The following is a 17,237-nucleotide window of genomic DNA, read 5'->3' on the forward strand; positions in this document are numbered from 1 at the left end:
GCCCCCTTAAACAGTCAGAACGACACAACTTTCAGCATCCCAACACAGGCGAACTTCATCGCCCCATGTTGGCATCCCTCTACGATTGCGGTTCTCGTTTTGTAACTGTGCGGTGATCATCTGGCCGCTTTTCAGGCGCACATGATAAATCGACAAATCGCCCAGATAAGCAATGTGTACCACTTCACCGACCGCGAAGTTGAAACCGTCGGCTGGCGGTTCTTCGCACAGCATGACCTTTTCCGGGCGCAGGGCGACGTAGACCGGCACGCCATCGACAACAGAAATATCAGGGTCAACTTTTAGCGGATGTACAAGCCCTGGGCTATCAATCACCAGACCATCGTCCTGGCGGTCTTTAAGCAACCCTTCAAAGACGTTCACCGAGCCGATAAATTCAGCGCTGTAGCGGGTTGCCGGATACTCATACACTTCTTCCGGTTCGCCAATTTGCTCGAACTTGCCGCGATTCATGATGGCAATACGCCCCGCCATGGTCATCGCTTCTTCCTGATCGTGGGTTACCATGACGCAAGTTGCCCCCACGCGCTCAAGAATATCCACCACTTCGAGTTGCATACGGTCGCGTAATTTTTTATCCAGTGCGCCCATTGGCTCATCAAGCAGCAAGAGTTTTGGCCGTTTTGCAAGGCTCCTTGCCAGCGCCACACGCTGGCGCTGCCCGCCAGAAAGCTGGTGTGGTTTACGTTTCGCGTACTCTTGCATATGCACCAGCGCCAGCATTTCCTGTACGCGCTGAGTGATTTCACTTTTCGGAAGTTTGTCTTGCTTGAGGCCAAACGCAATGTTCTGCTCCACGGTCATATGCGGGAAAAGCGCATACGACTGGAACATCATATTGATCGGACGCTGGTATGGCGGCACGTGCGATAAATCCACGCCATCGAGCATGATTTGCCCGGCACTTGGCTGTTCAAAACCCGCCAGCATGCGTAACAACGTGGATTTGCCACAGCCAGACGGCCCGAGCAGTGCAAAAATTTCGCCTTTGTAAATGGTCAAATTGACATCATCTACAGCATGTTGCCCGTCAAAGGACTTTGTGAGGTTGCGAACTTCAAGCAGCGGGGTGAGCGCTTTGCGAGTTTTCGCGTGCGGACGAGGGGTTGCGTCGTTCAATTATGTTGCTCTCCGGCAAAAACAAAATAGAGGTACGACCCGGTTGCCGTACTAATGACGGACAGAAGTTTTAACACTTCTGTCCGTGCTGGAGCACATGCACTGTTTCGGTGCACCGCTGCGTTGCAAATCTAATTAGATAACACTTATACCCAGAATAATTCGAGTTGCAGGAAGGCGACCAGGCCGTAAGTCCCCAGGAGCATAGATAACTATGTGACTGGGGCGCACGGGTGCAGTCAACGCATCTGCGGCTTGAAGTATGACGGGTATTATTTGCCTGTCTTAACCTTAGTCCACGCACGGGTAATTACACGATCAACTTTTGGTGATTGCACGCCCTGAGTAAACAGCTTGGCGCGCACATCAGCCGGTGGGTAAATCCCCGGGTTGTCACGAATCTCAGCGTTCAGCAATGGCAGCGACTCTTTATTCGCGTTCGCGTAATAAACGTGGTTACTGATATTCGCCACCACATCCGGGCGCATCAGATAGTTCAGGAACTGGTACGCTTCGTCTTTGTTTTTCGCATCAGCCGTCATTGCGAACATATCGAAGTACACCATCGCCCCTTCTTTAGGAATGGTATAAGCAATATTCACGCCATTTTTTGCTTCCTTGGCGCGGTTGGCTGCCTGGAGAATATCGCCGGACCAACCGATCGCAACGCAGATATCGCCGTTAGCCAGGTCATTGATATATTGGGATGAGTGGAAATAACGAATAGACGGGCGAAGTTTCAGCAGCAGATCATTCGCCGCACCGGTGTAATCTTTCGGATCGGTGCTGTTAGGATCTTTACCAAGGTAATGCAGAACCGATGCGTAAACTTCGCTAGGCGCATCAAGGAAGGAAACGCCGCAGCTTTTCAGCTTCTCAAGATTTTCTGGTTTCAGGATAAGATCCCAGCTGTTAACCGGGGCATCTTTGCCCAATGCCGCTTTCACTTTCTCGACGTTATAGCCGATACCTGTGGTTACCATCATGTACGGAATGCCGTATTTATTGTCGTGGTCGTTATGGGCCACCAGCTTGAGCATTTCCGGATCGAGGTTTTTATAGTTCGGCAGTTTGCTCTTATCGAGAGGCTGGAAAATACCGGCCTGAGCCTGGCGCTCGAGGAATTGTGAAGACGGCACAACCAGATCGTAGCCCGTACTTCCCGCCATCAACTTCCCTTCCAGCACTTCGTTGGAGTCGAAGACGTCATACACCACTTTAATACCGGTTTCTTTAGTGAAGTTTGCCAGCGTATCCGGCGCAATATAATCAGACCAGTTATAAACGTGCAGCGTCTTTTGTTCCGCAGCAAATGTGGTAGCAGAAACAGCCATGAGCGCTGTCATCAGCGCACCTGCCATCACACCCGACAACAATTTTTTACGTTGGGTAAACATATGTGATTCCTTCTGAAAAAGTCTAATTCCCGCTTTCGCGAGCATAATTTACTCAATCATACTTTTACGCATTTTTTTCTCGCTTCTGGCACATGCAAGAATCATGCATCTCTATGCAAACTGCAGTAAAAAAAGTACAGACGCCTTGCTGCAGATGTTGCACGCTTGTAGCGTCCCGCAAGAATAACTGTAGCCAGACTTCGAGACTATAGCCCAAGCAGAAAAGTGACTTTTATCAATTTTTTAACCATAAAACATCTATGGTATGGCGCAAAGCTGGCAGGAGTGGCGAGAATAATTCTGGTCGGAGGCTAAGAAGGCAGAATAAAAAAACGTGGAACGCAGCGGGTATAGTAGCCGCTGCGGTTAAGAATGAAACAATTAGTGAAGAAAGTGAGTTTGAATAATGGTGCCGTCTTGCTCTTCTTCTTCAGAGATATAGAGCAGCTGGTTTGCGCAGGCTTCCAGAATCACCATCGAGATTTGCTCTTCGCTCTGTTTCACAAAAGCCGCAAACTGTTCGCGGGTAATTCCCACTGACGCCTGCAATGACTGGCAAACCACTAATTTTGGCAGGTTATCATCCTGAATATCTAAAAACGCTTTCACGGTTAGCGAGCTTGCGTTAATTGATGACAGATCGGATGCCAGTGGCAGTAAAGCAGATGGCTTTACTTCAGCCAACGCTGAAAACAAAACGATATCGTCGACCAGATCGATTTTGGCATCATAGACACCATCGAAATTCTGCATATGCGGCAGATGGAGCGCCTGGCAAGTATCGCACTCGAAAATGGTCACACCGATTTCATCAAGCCAGCGGCGTAAGATGTCCAGAGTAGGGACAACGAGTGAATCCATAAATGCCGTAGCCTCTTTAAAGGGAGTGATTAAGTCGCGCCATAGCTTACGCAAAAATGGCGGCTCATACTAATTTTATGCGCCCAATGGCGCATTCGCTCGAATTTAGCCGCCAGTTTTCAGGCAAAATCCTGGCTGTGCTTGCTGCTCAATCCACTTGATCATCAGCGTCGCGATATCCACGCCACTGGTTTTTTCAATGCCTTCAAGACCCGGTGAAGCGTTGACTTCCATCACCAGCGGGCCACGTTCAGCACGTAAAATATCCACCCCTGCGACATCCAGACCCAGGGTCGTCGCCGCATGTAAGGCGATTTCTCGCTCACGTTCCGTAATTGAGACCTGATTCGCTACCCCACCACGGTGCAAATTGGAGCGGAAATCTCCCGGTTTGGCCTGCCGTTCAATTGCGGCAACGACTTTATTACCCACTACCAGGCAACGAATATCCCTGCCTTGCGCTTCTTTTATATATTCTTGCACCAGAATATGGGCATTCAGACCGCGAAACGCGTCTATTACACTTTCCGCCGCCTGGCGCGTTTCGGCTAACACCACACCAATTCCCTGGGTGCCTTCCACCAGTTTCACCACCAGCGGCGCACCGCCTACCATGTCAATTAAATCGCTGGTGTCATCTGGAGAGTGAGCAAAGCCTGTGACCGGCAGGTCAATCCCCTGACGCGCCATCAACTGCAACGATCGCAACTTGTCCCGCGCGCGCGTAATGGCAACTGATTCATTGAGCGGGTAACTACCTAACATCTCAAACTGGCGCAATACCGCCGTGCCGTAGAAAGTGATCGCGGAGCCGATACGTGGAATTACCGCATCGTAATGGGGAAGCTGGCGACCTTTATAGTGCACTGATGGTGCAGACGGATTGATGTTCATGTAACAAGAAAGGGGATCGATAATTTCGACTGCATGACCACGGCGTGACGCCGCTTCACGTAGGCGTTTACAAGAATAAAGCGTTCCATCCCGGGATAAAATGGCGATTTTCACCCTGCACCTCAGCGTTTCCAGTCCAATAATGACAGCGCAACTATCATATCACTGCCATCTGGTTTCAACGAACGGGCAATGTGTCTGGCGACTGCTTTAACACGTCGATTAAATGACGCGTTGTAGATGCCAGATGATGCGGATCGTACACCACATAAAGATCTGCCGGGATCGCTTTTGTCAGCGGACGGAAGGTGACGCCCGGCCAACTCATCTGCGCATAACTATCGGCCATAATAGTCAGCCCTATGCCGATGCTGACCAGCGCTAGTACGGTCTGCGGCTCAACAGCTTCTCTGACAATACGAGGCGAAAAACCCGCTTCGCGACAGACACCTTGCAAAAACGTCCAGTCAGAATGCACCGCAGTCATAGTGACAAATGGCTCATGACGCAGTGACTCAATATCAATGGCGGATTGTTTCGTCAGCGGATGTTTTTCTGGCAAAGCAACGAGGAACGTAGCGTCATGTAGTTTTTCACTTCGTAGACCCGGGGAGGATTGGTTTCCATACGCCAGATACCGGCGTCAATTTCGTGACGCTCAATCAAGGAGATTTGATCTCCCGGCGACTTCTCGCGAAATAGAATATCAATGGCCGGAAAATCGGCGATAAACTGTTGTAACCCAAGACGTAATCCACCCCAAATCGCCGTACCAACAATTCCCAGATGAATGCGCCCGCCTTCACCACGCCCAATTTGTTCTACCCGGGCCAATGCAAGGTTTGCGCTGTCGAGCAATCGACGGGTCTCTTCAAGCAAGATTTCTCCCGCATGTGTCAACGCAACACTCCGTGAATGACGAATAAACAAAACGGTACCGAGTTGAGACTCAAGCTCTTTGATATGAAAACTCAGTGGTGGCTGGGACATGTTTAGCCGCAAGGCCGCTTTGCCAAAGTGCAACTCTTCCGCCACTGCCTGGAAATAGCGCAGAAGTTTTAAGTCGGTTCGGTAAGTTCGCTGTGAAATAGTCATGGGGCTCCCTATGTTCTGGCAGCCCCATACGTTATCACTCCTGCTGCTCGCTGTAATCCGGCCGACTGTTAATGTGCGACCGGTGCCGAAGCCTTAAGCGTTGGGTTGTGGCGATACTGGAAACTAAAGTGGAAGATAACCGCCAGTACTAACGCATATCCGGCAAACACCAACCAGATTGTGGTCCAGTCTTTGACTCCATCAACGCTGAAGTAGTCGACGACATATCCGCTGAGAATCGCACCGAGATAGGCGCCAATTCCGTTGACCATTGTCATAAACAGCCCCTGAGCACTAGCACGTATGCGCGAATCCACTTCTTGTTCTACAAACACAGAACCGGAGATATTGAAGAAATCGAACGCACAGCCGTACACCACCATCGAAAGCAGCAGTAATACAAAACCAAACGCCGATGGGTCACCCCATGCAAAGAGTGCAAAACGCAGCACCCAGGCCACCATACTCATCAACATCACCTGCTTGATACCAAAACGGCGCAGGAAGAACGGAATGGTCAGGATAAACGCCACTTCCGACATCTGAGAAACAGACAACAGAATCGACGGATATTGCACCACGAAACTATTGGCAAACTCAGGGTTGCGGGCGAAATCATGCAGGAACGGATTGCCGAAAGTGTTCGTTATCTGTAGTACCGCACCTAACAACATGGCGAATAAGAAGAAAACAGCCATGCGCGGGTTCTTGAACAATACAAAAGCATCAAGCCCCAGACGGCTTACCCAAGTACGAGAGATCCCACCTTTCACCACTGGAATAGTTGGCAAAGTTAGTGAGTAGAGAGCCAGCACTAATGACGCCCCAGCTGCGATATAAAGCTGAATATTGCTAAGTTCAAAGCGCATCAGACTCACGCTCCACATTGCCGCAATAAACCCAATAGTGCCAAAGACGCGGATCGGTGGGAAATGGCTGACAGTATCCAGCCCTGCTTTTTCGAGGCTGGCATAAGAAATAGTATTCGACAGTGCAATTGTTGGCATAAACGCCATGGCGTTGCCCAACATAACCCAGAACATCAACCCCGGCTGATTAATGCTGGCCGCCCAGGCAAGCATTAGCGCACACACCAGGTGGCATAGAGCATAGACACGATTCGCGGGCAGCCATTTGTCGGCAATAATACCGACAATCCCCGGCATTAATAACGCTGCAATGCCCTTGGTACTATAAACCATACCTACGTCTGCCCCTCGGAATCCAAGGGTATTAATCATGTACGAACCCAGCGTAACCAGCCAGGCTCCCCAAATGAAGTACTGCAAAAACAACATGATTTTCAAGCGAGGTTTAATCGCCATAGAGTTAATAGCCATGTGTTTTACCCGGTGTGTTGGAAGTGCCTCAGGCGAGTTTGCCCAGGAAACCACAAATCAGATTGATAAAGTTCTGGCGTGATAGTGCCGCCGCCGCCAGTGTTTGCGCGTGGGAGAGCTGCACACTGCCAAGGCCTTCAGCGAGGTTAGTAATTGCCGAAACCGCAACAACTTTCAGGCCGCAATGGCGCGCGCTGATAACCTCAGGCACTACAGACATACCGACCACATCGCCTCCGATGATTTGCATCATGCGAATTTCTGCTGCTGTTTCAAAGTTCGGGCCAGGGTAAGAAACAAACACGCCCTCAGTCAACGGGAAGCCCTGCTCTTTTGCCACGCTTTGCAAAACACCACGGTAGTCCGCGTCATAAGCATTCGCCAGCGAGAAGAAGCGCTCGCCAAAACGATCATCGTTAGGGCCCACCATTGGTGTGCCAGGCATGGTGTTGATATGGTCGTTCAGCGCCACCAGTTGACCTGGGCCAACTTCAGGGCGTAATGAACCGGCGGCGTTAGTGGAGAACAGAATTTCACAACCGAGCAGTTTGAATGTACGAATCGCGTTGGTCATCACCGACATACCGCGCCCTTCGTAGAAGTGACCGCGCCCCTTCATGCAAGCAACAGGAACACCCGCCAGCGTGCCGACAACCAGCTCACCCGCATGGCCATGCACGGTGCTCACCGGGAAACCAGGTAACTCATCGTATGGGAACACAACCGCCTGTTCGATTTTCTCAGCCAGCTCGCCAAGGCCAGAACCCAGAATGAAAGCCACGCGTGGCACAAGCCCGTTAATACGAGAACGAATAATATCTGCGGCGTAATACGGGGAGTTATCAAGTGTTGTCATCGGCATCGGGAGTTCCTTATCAGAAGGTCGAAGTAACAGAGTAAAAATTCTGAAACTGTTATACCGACTGATAAGTACCCTCAACCAATACCGTTTAGGCGGCTGATTGATAGTGAAAATGTATTGATTGGCGGTGGCAGGTGCCACCGCTTAATGATCTAGCGCGTTGCCCAACCCTGTTTATGCAGATAATCGAGAATGAATGGACGGTTTTCTTTAATGATGGTGCGACGAATATGGTCACTCCACGTGTCGCGGCGCGTGTTACTGCCACGTGAGAGATAATACTGCGCCATCTCTTCGTCGTACTGAGCCAGAACGTTTTCATCCACTGGTTGATAGCTGTTCTCATGCATTAGCATCGCGGCTGGCATTCGCGGCTTGATACCGTGATCTTCATCAGGCCAGCCAAGACACAGGCCGAATAGCGGCAGCACGTGCTTTGGCAAAGCCAGTAATTCCGTTACGGCTTCAATGCCGTTACGAATACCACCGATATAAACGCCGCCTAAACCCAGCGACTCAGCTGCAGTAAACGCATTTTGTGCAAGCATTGCAGTGTCAACAACGCCAAGCAGCAACTGCTCTGCAAGGCCGAGCTGCGCTTCGGGGCAAATTTGCAAATGGCGGTTAAAGTCGGCGCAAAATACCCAAAACTCTGCCGCTTGTGCCACATGCTGTTGGCCACCGGTCAGCGGAACAAGTTGCTCACGCAGCGACTTATCCGTGATGCGAATAATCGACGTGCACTGTAAAAAACTGGAACTCGAGGCCGCCTGGGCGCTGGCAACAATCGCTGCACGCTGTTCGTCTGTAATCGGCTCGTCGGTGAAGCGACGAATGGAACGGTGTGAACGCAGCAGATCAATGGTCGGCGTCATCGCGTTTATCCTTTGGCTTGTTTGAATGAGATTTATCGAGTGGGGCCTGGCGTTTGGTCAGCAGCGGCGCAACGTTTTGAGCCATCGCCCAAACCATAAATGCTGCCGCCGGGATCATCAGCGCAATGCCTAAAAATACCATGATGATAGCCGCCGTGGCATTCCCAAAGGGTGCGGGTAAAGTCACGTAGCCGTTCAGGGAAAGATATGACAGCAGTAAAAAAGCGATACCGATAACTTCGAGGATTAACACAGGTTTCGGTAACGCACCGAGTGAACGCATCCACTTGTCTCCAAAGCAATTATCGATTCATTATATACCCGACATATTTCAGGCTGCATCTTTGTTATCTACATTTTATACCCTAAATAATTCACGATGCGGGCAGGCGGCAACGCAGGGAATCCACGGGAGCTTACTCAAGTAAGTGACCGTGGTGAGCGAGGACAGCCAACGCACCAGCAGCTTGAAGTATGACGGGTATATAGGCGAGGAATATCAGACTAACAGGTAAGACCTTCTTTCCATTCGCAACAGTTAGCGGCATTATAGTTGCCATTCGCCGGTACGTATCGGCCACAAAAAATAAAGGAGATTCCATGTTTGCAGTAATCTTTGGTCGCCCTGGCTGCCCATATTGTGTTCGTGCTAAAGAGTTGGCTGAGAAATTGACCGCTGAGCGTGACGACTTCAACTTCCGTTATGTTGATATCCATGCTGAAGGCATCAGCAAAGCCGACCTGGAAAAAACTGTTGGTAAACCTGTTGAAACCGTACCGCAGATTTTCCTCGACCAGAAACACATTGGCGGTTGCACTGATTTTGAAGCGTACGCTAAAGAACACCTAAGCTTGTTCCAGAACGCGCAATAAGCTGAAAAAATTTAGATATAAAAAAACCGGCTCAATGAGCCGGTTTTTTTATCGCCGCTGACGGCGGAGCACACTACGTACAAATAAGTAGCACAATGCTCCAAGAGCACACCAAAACACAGCACTAAACATCCAGGCCATTTCTTGCCAGAACGTTCGCGTTGGCGACAACCAAAAATGAATGATTAACAGACAAAATGGTGAAGCCAGCACTGCGCCCATCAGCGGTTTGATCACTCGCCCATGGCGTGAAAATACGCTCGCGATGACACCCGGCAGGATAAAAAATAACAATCCCCACTCTGAATGTCTGTCACCCGGGTAGCTGCTGGCAGCACTTAGTTTCTGCGAGAGAAATACGCCAACAAACAACACGAAGCAGCAAATGACTCCAAACCAACGTTGTCCACGCATGAACACACATCCCCCTGACGATCGCTTGTATCGAACTTAAATTTTCAGCGCCGCACGCCGAACCTTGCCCCAGTCAGATAAAGTCTCAACAATCCCTGCTAAAAAAATAGATAGTGTAATTAGCACAATATTCTTACTAGCCGTAAAACTTCATAAAGATTAAACTAACGGCTATTATCAGGTCTGCGCACTGGATATTTTAATGCACTAGAAATACATTAAATTGCGTCGTAATTAGTAGAAACCCTAACGCAAAAAACCATTTCTTTCAACAAGTTACTAGTAAACAAGAAGTTATCCTTCGTGAATATAAACGTCGCAGATTTGTTAAGCGGGAATTACATCCTGTTATTATTTGTTGTTCTCACCTTAGGTTTATGCCTGGGTAAATTACGCCTTGGTCCAGTCCAACTGGGTAATTCCATTGGTGTTTTAGTAGTCTCTTTATTGCTCGGCCAACAACATTTTTCCATTAACACAGACGCCCTAAATCTGGGTTTTATGCTGTTCATTTTTTGTGTCGGAGTGGAAGCTGGGCCAAACTTTTTTCAATTTTCTTCCGCGATGGCAAAAATTACTTGATGCTGGCACTGGTGATGGTGGGAACCGCCATGTTGCTTGCCTTAGGGTTGGGGAAACTCTTTGGCTGGGATATTGGCCTCACCGCGGGGATGCTCGCAGGCTCAATGACCTCAACGCCAGTGTTGGTCGGTGCAGGTGATACCTTGCGCCATTCCGGTGCTGCCGGAGCCCAGTTAGCCACATCGCTCGACAACTTGAGCCTTGGCTACGCACTGACCTATCTTATCGGCCTGGTGAGTCTGATTGTTGGCGCACGCTACCTGCCAAAACTCCAGCACCAGGATTTGCAGACCAGCGCGCAGCAAATTGCTCGCGAACGTGGCCTGGACACCGATGCCGCACGTAAAGTTTACCTTCCTGTTATTCGCGCCTATCGCGTAGGTTCTGAGTTGGTTGCATGGGCTGATGGTAAAAACCTGCGTGAGCTGGGAATTTATCGCCAGACCGGTTGCTACATCGAACGTATCCGCCGTAACGGCATCCTGGCAAACCCGGATGGTGACGCCGTGCTGCAAAAGGGTGATGAAATCGCACTGGTAGGTTACCCGGATGCGCATTCACGCCTCGATCCAAGTTTCCGTAATGGTAAAGAGGTTTTCGACCGCGACCTGCTGGATATGCGCATCGTTACTGAAGAGATTGTGGTGAAGAACCACAATGCTGTCGGCCGCCGTCTTGGGCAATTAAAGCTGACCGACCACGGCTGCTTCCTGAACCGTGTTATCCGCAGCCAGATTGAAATGCCAATCGACGATAATATCGTGCTGAACAAAGGTGATGTTTTACAGGTCAGCGGTGATGCCCGTCGCGTGAAAACCGTTGCTGAACGTATTGGCTTTATCTCGATTCACAGCCAGATAACTGACCTGCTCGCCTTCTGTGCCTTCTTCATTATTGGCCTGATGATCGGCATGATCACCTTCCAGTTCAGCTCGTTCAGTTTTGGCGTCGGCAACGCCGCAGGCTTGCTGTTCGCAGGTATCATGCTTGGCTTCCTGCGAGCCAACCACCCGACATTCGGCTATATCCCGCAAGGTGCGCTGAATATGGTGAAAGAGTTTGGCCTGATGGTGTTTATGGCCGGCGTCGGCCTAAGCGCCGGTAGCGGCATTGGCAACGGCCTGGGTGCCGTTGGCGGGCAAATGTTGATTGCTGGACTTATCGTAAGCCTGGTGCCCGTTGTTATCTGCTTCCTGTTCGGTGCATATGTTTTACGTATGAACCGCGCATTGCTATTTGGGGCAATGATGGGTGCACGTACCTGCGCACCAGCGATGGAAATCATCAGCGACACTGCGCGCAGCAACATTCCAGCACTTGGGTACGCCGGGACTTACGCTATCGCTAACGTGTTGTTAACGCTGGCGGGGACGCTTATCGTAATCATATGGCCCGGTTTGTGATCGGTGCCGCAGACAAAGAAAAAAGATTTTTTTATGACAGTGCGAACTTTTTGCCTGGGGCAAAGTCTTAATTAGTGCCACTGCTTTTCTTTGATGTCCCCAATTTGTGGAGCCCATCAACCCCGCCTCTTTGGTTCAAGGTTGATGGGTTTTTTATTGCCTGAAATTTGAGTTCTCTTTCAAATCAATTTCTTACCATCCTCTGTTCCATTCACGCTTTAATCACCACCAAATCTAAATCCATCGTTCATAATTTGAAGATTGAGAGTTGATGAGCGAGGATTCGTGATGCTACTTAAAAACAAAATCGTGGTGATCTTCGGTGGTAGTGGTGCCATCGGCAGCGCGGTTGCGCATGTGATAGCGCGCGAGGGGGCGCATGTATATTTGGGCGCACGCAGCCAGGAAAGGTTGCACCAGATTGCTGATGATATCCGCGCAGCGGGAGGTAGCGCCGAAACATTCAATATCGACGTGCTCGATGAACAATCAACTATCGAGCGAATTACACAACTGGCCCAGCAGACCGGTGGCTTTGATGTGGTGATAAACACAACCGGTTTTGTGCATGACCAGGGAAAGAGTGTTATTGAATTATCCCTGGCGCAATTTAGACAAGGGTTTGACCCGTTCCTCACAGCTCAATTCAACATTTCAAAAGCAGTTGCTCCGCATATGGGTGGCGAACGAGCGGGAAGTATCCTGACGGTTGTCCCTCCCGCAGGCGTAATGGTGATTGCGGGTCACTCTGGCCATATTGTCGGCTGCGCGGGTATTGAAGCGTTTGTCAAAGCTCTTGCCTGCGAACTTGCTCCCAAAAATATTCGAGTTCTCTGCGTGCGTTCGCATGCGCTTGTCGGCGCGGTTGAGGCAGGTTCCTACACCAACGAAGTGTTCGCTTCTAAGGCGCAAGCAATGGGGTTAACCGTGGAGCAGTGGGTGGGAGGTGCGGCGCAAAGCACCATGTTGAAACGCCTGCCAACGCTTTCACAAGTAGCGGAACTTATGGCTTTTCTGGCGTCAGATCATGCAGGTGCAATGACAGCAACGGTGATCAACATGACGGCGGGCACAACAACGACATAACGGGTTTGAAATTCAAACTCTAGCCTACAATTTTCGCCAGCATTCTTCTGAGGTCTTCACGACTCAGCGGATTCCTGTCGGTCACATAATGTAGCGTCATACCTTCGATAAAAGCATCCAACGCGCGCGTGGTAATCGGGTCAAAGAAGGCTTCCAACACTTGTTGGCTGCGGCACATCCAGTCCTGCATGATGATTTTTAGCGCCGGGTTGCGGTTGGCGTAAGCGTAAAGCTGATACATCACCTGCATGTTGTACGAAGTGGCAATTTTCTCCCCGCAAATCATATCGACTATCGCCTCGCAGGCTTCATCACGATTGCGGGCTTGTTCCATGCGGTGACGGTAATCGTCCGACATCTGATATGCAAACTGCGTAAACGCTTCACTCAGTAGCGATTCAATGCCGTCAAAATAATAGGTCATTGACCCTAAAGAAACGCCCGCTGCTTCGGCAATTTTACGGTGGGTAATATGGCTAATACCGTGTTCTACCAGCATATCCAGCGTGGCTTGCACAATGCGGGCTCGCCGGTCTGGATCGTTGCGCCTTGGGGCTTTGCTCATCATTTTCGCTCGGTAATAACTGACTAAAAGAGTTTACCAGGCAATATGTACAAATGTACACAAACTTGCTAGTGTAATTTGTATTCACCGCCAACCGGTATTTCTATGTCCGCCGCCATTAGCCATCGCAAAGCCACTCAACTTCGCACCTGGGCGCTGTTCGCCTTCTTCTTTCTGCCCGGTCTGGTTATGGCCTCCTGGGCCACACGAACTCCAGCCATTCGCGACACGTTAAGTGTTTCGACTGCGGGTATGGGGATTGTGCTGTTTGGCCTATCGGTGGGCTCGATGAGCGGAATTTTATGCTCCGGCTGGCTGGTTAAGCGTTTTGGGACTCGCAATATCATCCGCAGTGGTATGACATTAATGGTAACCGGCATGCTGGTTATGGGCATTGCGCTATACCTTTCCTCACCGGTGCTATTTGCTCTGGGCTTAGCCATTTTGGGAGCCGGACTTGGATCAGCGGAAGTGGCGATGAACGTCGAAGGTGCCATTGTTGAAGGGTTGCTGAAAAAGACCGTGTTACCGATGATGCATGGTTTCTATAGCCTCGGCACTCTTGTAGGCGCGGGTATCGGCATGAGTTTAACTGCCATCAATTTCAGCGCCTATGGGCACTTATTGGTCATTGGCCTACTCGTCATTGCGCCAATTGTTATTGCCATTACCGCCATTCCGCATGGAGTAGGTAAGAGCAACACAGCCGTAGATGCAGAAAATCCGCACGAGCCCCACCCGCCCTTTTATAAAGATCTCCAACTGATATTAATCGGCACCATTGTGCTGGCGATGGCGTTTGCCGAAGGCTCAGCGAATGACTGGCTGCCGCTTTTGATGGTCGATGGCCATGGCTTTAACCCAACATCTGGCTCGATGATTTATGTCGGCTTTACTCTGGGCATGACAGTCGGGCGTTTTACAGGCGGCTGGTTTATTGACCGTTATAGCCGCGTGACGGTAGTGCGAGCCTGCGCGTTTATGGGCATTTTGGGTATTGGTCTAATCATCTTTGTCGATAACGCCTTTGTGGCGGGTATTTCTGTCATTTTGTGGGGATTGGGCACCTCGCTCGGTTTCCCATTAACCATTTCGGCCGCAGGCGATACCGGCCCAGATCCGGCGACTCGCGTAAGCGTGGTTGCTGCATCGGGTTATATTGCATTCCTGGTGGGGCCACCGCTGCTTGGCTTCCTCGGTGAGCATTACGGCCTGCGCCTTGCCATGTTAGTCGTATTAAGTTTGATGGTCGTCGCAGCCCTGGTCGCGAAAGCGGTCGCAAAACCTACAGACCTTGTTACTAACTCGCTTGAAGGGAGAGTTCGATGAGTGTGAAATTAATTGCCGTCGACATGGATGGTACGTTCCTGAACGATAACAAAGAGTACAACCGCGCACGCTTTGCTGAACTTTATGCACAGATGAAAGAGCAAGGGATTCGTTTTGTGGTCGCTAGTGGCAACCAGTATTTCCAGTTGATTTCATTTTTCCCGGAGATTGCCCACGAGATCTCGTTCGTTGCCGATAATGGCGGCTGGGTAGTGAGTGAAGAAAAAGACACCTTCAATGGCGAGCTAACAAAGCAACAATTCAATACGGTTATTGACCACCTGCTGACACTGCCGCATGTGGATATCATCGCCTGTGGCAAACGTAACGGCTATACCCTGAAAAGCTATGACGATGCCTTTATCACCATGGCGCGTAGCTACTATCACCGCCTGGAGCTGGTAGAAAACTTCGCGAATCTGGACGATGTGTTCTTTAAGTTCGCGCTGAATCTGCCTGATAGCCTATTAGATGACACCATGAACTCCCTGTCTGAAATTCTTGATGGTGTGATGGTCCCAGTCACCAGCGGTCACGGCTCGATTGATCTGATTATTCCAGGTATTCATAAAGCCAATGGCTTGCGGATATTGCAGGAAAAATGGGGTATTGATGACAGCGAAGTCGTGACCTTTGGCGACGGCGGCAACGATATAGAAATGCTGCGCCAGGCCAAATATGGTTTTGCGATGGCAAATGCCCCTGAAAAAATCAAACAAATTGCCTCTTTTCAGGCTGGGCATTGCAACCAGCAAGGTGTGCTGGATGTGATTGAAAAAGTGTTGAAGAAAGAAGCGCCGTTTAACGCGTAATACGAAGCGAGGGGCGGCAAAGCCCCTCTCCTCTGCCGCCCTACAGTTGTTTTAGTAGCACCAGCAGACCGTAACCTACCGCAGCCGCCCACAACAGCATCGGCAATGAATAGTAGTGAAAGCGTATCCAGATGCGGCGATCGTTAGCCATGCGCAGAGCTATCAGATTTGCCAGCGAGCCCGGTAGTAGGCCAAAACCGCCGATGTTTACCGCAAAAGCGAGTAACACCGAGGCCGGAACGTAATTGAGCAGTAAAATGGTCGATGGAACATTGCTAATAAATTGCGATAAACCTATGCCCAGTGCAAACAACCCGCCGCTTGAAAGCTGATTAATCCCCGCCAGCGCATGCTGTAACACCGGCAACTGCGTTATCAGGTAAACGTCGATAAACATCACCATAAACACCAGCAGCAAACTCCAGTCGATACTCAGTAACACCCGGCGCGCCAGTAGCAAAAAGCCTACAGCCACCACGGCCAGTCCCCAGATCTCCTGCTTTAACTCAAGTGAAACAATAAATACAACGTAAAGTGCCAAGCAGCTTAGTACTAATCGCGGCTGCCAGTCATGGCGTTTATCGTGAGTCTGATAGATAAGCTTTTTAGTGGGGAAGCAGAACCAGCACAACACAAGCAAACTGGCCATTATCGCCAGCGCCAGCGGGGCCATTTGCCAGGTGAATTCGCCAAACGATAAACCCGACCGCCCCCACAACAAAATATTCTGCGGATTGCCAATCGGCGTGAGCAGCGACCCGGCATTCACCGCCAGGGCTTCAAATATGATGAGCCGACTGGTCGGTATCGCACATAGTTTCTTCAGCGTAATGGTCAACGGAACAATAATAAACAGAGCGACATCGTTAGTCAGAAATGTAGAAAGCAGAGCCGCTGCGCTGACCAAAAACATCGCCAGGGTTCGTTCGTTATCAAAACGCTTCACCATGCGGCGGCCCAGCACATCGAAATAACCGCTTAGCTCCACGCCTTTGGTCAACATCATTAAACCTGCGAGCGTAATGATGGTGTGCCAGTCGATAGCATGGACCCAACTCTTCGGCTGAAATGGCGCAACAAAACTCAGCGCCACACCGACAAGCAGCAATAGATGAAGAAAGCGGTCGCGAGCAAACGGACGAACCAGGTTGAGCAACATTACTGCGTGAACCCTCGCTTCTCACTAAACAGGCGAAATGCTTCCAGCGTCTCTTCACTAACGTGGTGCTCAACACCTTCGGCGTCAATTCTTGCAGTTTCTGCACTAATACCCAGCGCGAGGAAAAAGTTTTCGACGATCTGATGACGTTCACGACTCATTTGCGCCAGTTTCTCCCCTTCCGGAGTCAGAAACACACCGCGCCATGGAATTTGTTCAATAAGCCCAACCGAGGCGAGTCTTTTTAACATTTTTGCAACCGTAGGTTGGGAGACTCCCAGACGTGCGGCCATATCAACCTGGCGCACCTCTCCAACCTCGCGAATCAAATCAGAAATCAGCTCAACATAATCATCAATTAATTCACGGCGATGCGCTTCCCGCACCTGCCTAAAGCCTTCGACATGCTCTTCAACATTTACCAACGGCATCACTTTCTGTTTATTTTTTTGGCCCGTAGTACGGCTCATGATGCTTCCTCTAACAGTGGCACGGCATCGTCCAATGACGACATTTGGCCCCATTGTAAACCAGCAACTCGGAAGCACAA

General features: G+C 50.2%; 16 protein-coding genes and 2 pseudogenes. 5 read left to right on the forward strand and 13 right to left on the reverse strand.

Features of this window, described 5'->3' with window-relative positions:
* Nucleotides 1–6: 6 nt before the first annotated feature.
* From potG to AC0IXI_RS16615, 9 genes and pseudogenes are all read right to left on the reverse strand, one after another.
* Complete coding sequence (potG, locus tag AC0IXI_RS16575) at nucleotides 7–1,140, reverse strand: putrescine ABC transporter ATP-binding subunit PotG (protein ID WP_424221814.1); 1,134 nt, start codon at nucleotides 1,138–1,140, stop codon at nucleotides 7–9.
* A 272-nt stretch (nucleotides 1,141–1,412) separates the two neighbouring features.
* Nucleotides 1,413–2,537 (reverse strand): spermidine/putrescine ABC transporter substrate-binding protein PotF, encoded by a 1,125-nt coding sequence (potF, locus tag AC0IXI_RS16580; protein ID WP_413497918.1) that lies wholly within the window; start codon nucleotides 2,535–2,537, stop codon nucleotides 1,413–1,415.
* A 381-nt stretch (nucleotides 2,538–2,918) separates the two neighbouring features.
* Complete coding sequence (locus AC0IXI_RS16585) at nucleotides 2,919–3,398, reverse strand: YbjN domain-containing protein (protein ID WP_064517395.1); 480 nt, start codon at nucleotides 3,396–3,398, stop codon at nucleotides 2,919–2,921.
* 105 nt (nucleotides 3,399–3,503) lie between these two features.
* Nucleotides 3,504–4,406: a 30S ribosomal protein S6--L-glutamate ligase gene (rimK, locus tag AC0IXI_RS16590; protein ID WP_413497919.1), complete on the reverse strand. Its 903-nt coding sequence runs from the start codon at nucleotides 4,404–4,406 to the stop codon at nucleotides 3,504–3,506.
* A gap of 64 nt (nucleotides 4,407–4,470) precedes the next feature.
* Nucleotides 4,471–5,387, reverse strand: a pseudogene (locus AC0IXI_RS16595) (LysR family transcriptional regulator).
* A gap of 68 nt (nucleotides 5,388–5,455) precedes the next feature.
* Nucleotides 5,456–6,712 carry a nucleoside permease gene (locus AC0IXI_RS16600; protein WP_471683241.1) on the reverse strand — a complete coding sequence of 419 codons (1,257 nt, stop codon included), beginning with the start codon at nucleotides 6,710–6,712 and terminating at the stop codon, nucleotides 5,456–5,458.
* A gap of 43 nt (nucleotides 6,713–6,755) precedes the next feature.
* On the reverse strand, nucleotides 6,756–7,589 hold the full coding sequence (xapA, locus tag AC0IXI_RS16605; RefSeq protein WP_064517387.1) for a xanthosine phosphorylase: 834 nt from the start codon (nucleotides 7,587–7,589) through the stop codon (nucleotides 6,756–6,758).
* Nucleotides 7,590–7,741: 152 nt separating this feature from the next.
* Nucleotides 7,742–8,464 (reverse strand): oxygen-insensitive NADPH nitroreductase, encoded by a 723-nt coding sequence (nfsA, locus tag AC0IXI_RS16610; protein ID WP_134183602.1) that lies wholly within the window; start codon nucleotides 8,462–8,464, stop codon nucleotides 7,742–7,744.
* Nucleotides 8,448–8,747 (reverse strand): YbjC family protein, encoded by a 300-nt coding sequence (locus tag AC0IXI_RS16615; protein WP_413497920.1) that lies wholly within the window; start codon nucleotides 8,745–8,747, stop codon nucleotides 8,448–8,450. The genes nfsA and AC0IXI_RS16615 overlap by 17 nt, the downstream gene beginning before the upstream one ends.
* Before the next feature lie 317 nt (nucleotides 8,748–9,064).
* Here AC0IXI_RS16615 and AC0IXI_RS16620 point away from each other — a divergent pair, with 317 nt between their 5' ends.
* Nucleotides 9,065–9,337 (forward strand): GrxA family glutaredoxin, encoded by a 273-nt coding sequence (locus AC0IXI_RS16620; protein WP_064517377.1) that lies wholly within the window; start codon nucleotides 9,065–9,067, stop codon nucleotides 9,335–9,337.
* A gap of 48 nt (nucleotides 9,338–9,385) precedes the next feature.
* Here AC0IXI_RS16620 and AC0IXI_RS16625 read toward each other — a convergent pair whose 3' ends face one another.
* The gene (locus AC0IXI_RS16625; protein ID WP_034456461.1) at nucleotides 9,386–9,751 is read right to left on the reverse strand and encodes an inner membrane protein YbjM; all 366 of its coding nucleotides are present in this window, start codon (nucleotides 9,749–9,751) and stop codon (nucleotides 9,386–9,388) included.
* Between the two features lie 303 nt (nucleotides 9,752–10,054).
* Between AC0IXI_RS16625 and AC0IXI_RS16630 the strand changes: the two are divergent.
* Both AC0IXI_RS16630 and AC0IXI_RS16635 read left to right on the forward strand, forming a co-directional pair.
* A pseudogene (locus AC0IXI_RS16630) lies at nucleotides 10,055–11,736 on the forward strand (aspartate:alanine antiporter).
* Between the two features lie 288 nt (nucleotides 11,737–12,024).
* Nucleotides 12,025–12,822: an SDR family NAD(P)-dependent oxidoreductase gene (locus AC0IXI_RS16635; protein WP_471682803.1), complete on the forward strand. Its 798-nt coding sequence runs from the start codon at nucleotides 12,025–12,027 to the stop codon at nucleotides 12,820–12,822.
* Between the two features lie 19 nt (nucleotides 12,823–12,841).
* Here the strand turns inward: AC0IXI_RS16635 and AC0IXI_RS16640 are convergent, their stop codons facing one another.
* A complete protein-coding gene (locus AC0IXI_RS16640; RefSeq protein ID WP_471683242.1) occupies nucleotides 12,842–13,387 on the reverse strand; it encodes a TetR/AcrR family transcriptional regulator in 546 nt (181 codons plus the stop codon).
* A gap of 105 nt (nucleotides 13,388–13,492) precedes the next feature.
* Here AC0IXI_RS16640 and AC0IXI_RS16645 point away from each other — a divergent pair, with 105 nt between their 5' ends.
* Nucleotides 13,493–14,716, forward strand: a complete 1,224-nt coding sequence (locus tag AC0IXI_RS16645; protein ID WP_413497921.1) for an MFS transporter — start codon at nucleotides 13,493–13,495, stop codon at nucleotides 14,714–14,716.
* Nucleotides 14,713–15,528 (forward strand): Cof-type HAD-IIB family hydrolase, encoded by an 816-nt coding sequence (locus tag AC0IXI_RS16650; RefSeq protein WP_064517366.1) that lies wholly within the window; start codon nucleotides 14,713–14,715, stop codon nucleotides 15,526–15,528. The genes AC0IXI_RS16645 and AC0IXI_RS16650 overlap by 4 nt, the downstream gene beginning before the upstream one ends.
* 40 nt (nucleotides 15,529–15,568) lie before the next feature.
* On the opposite strand, the gene AC0IXI_RS16655 is transcribed toward AC0IXI_RS16650, so the two are convergent.
* Both AC0IXI_RS16655 and mntR read right to left on the reverse strand, forming a co-directional pair.
* A complete protein-coding gene (locus AC0IXI_RS16655) occupies nucleotides 15,569–16,687 on the reverse strand; it encodes an SLC13 family permease (protein ID WP_413497923.1) in 1,119 nt (372 codons plus the stop codon).
* Nucleotides 16,687–17,157 (reverse strand): manganese-binding transcriptional regulator MntR, encoded by a 471-nt coding sequence (gene mntR / locus AC0IXI_RS16660; protein WP_064517362.1) that lies wholly within the window; start codon nucleotides 17,155–17,157, stop codon nucleotides 16,687–16,689. Before mntR ends, AC0IXI_RS16655 begins: the two co-directional genes overlap by 1 nt.
* Between the last annotated feature and the right edge of the window lie 80 nt (nucleotides 17,158–17,237).

The sequence above is a fragment of the Buttiauxella sp. AC038 genome (assembly GCF_979253565.1).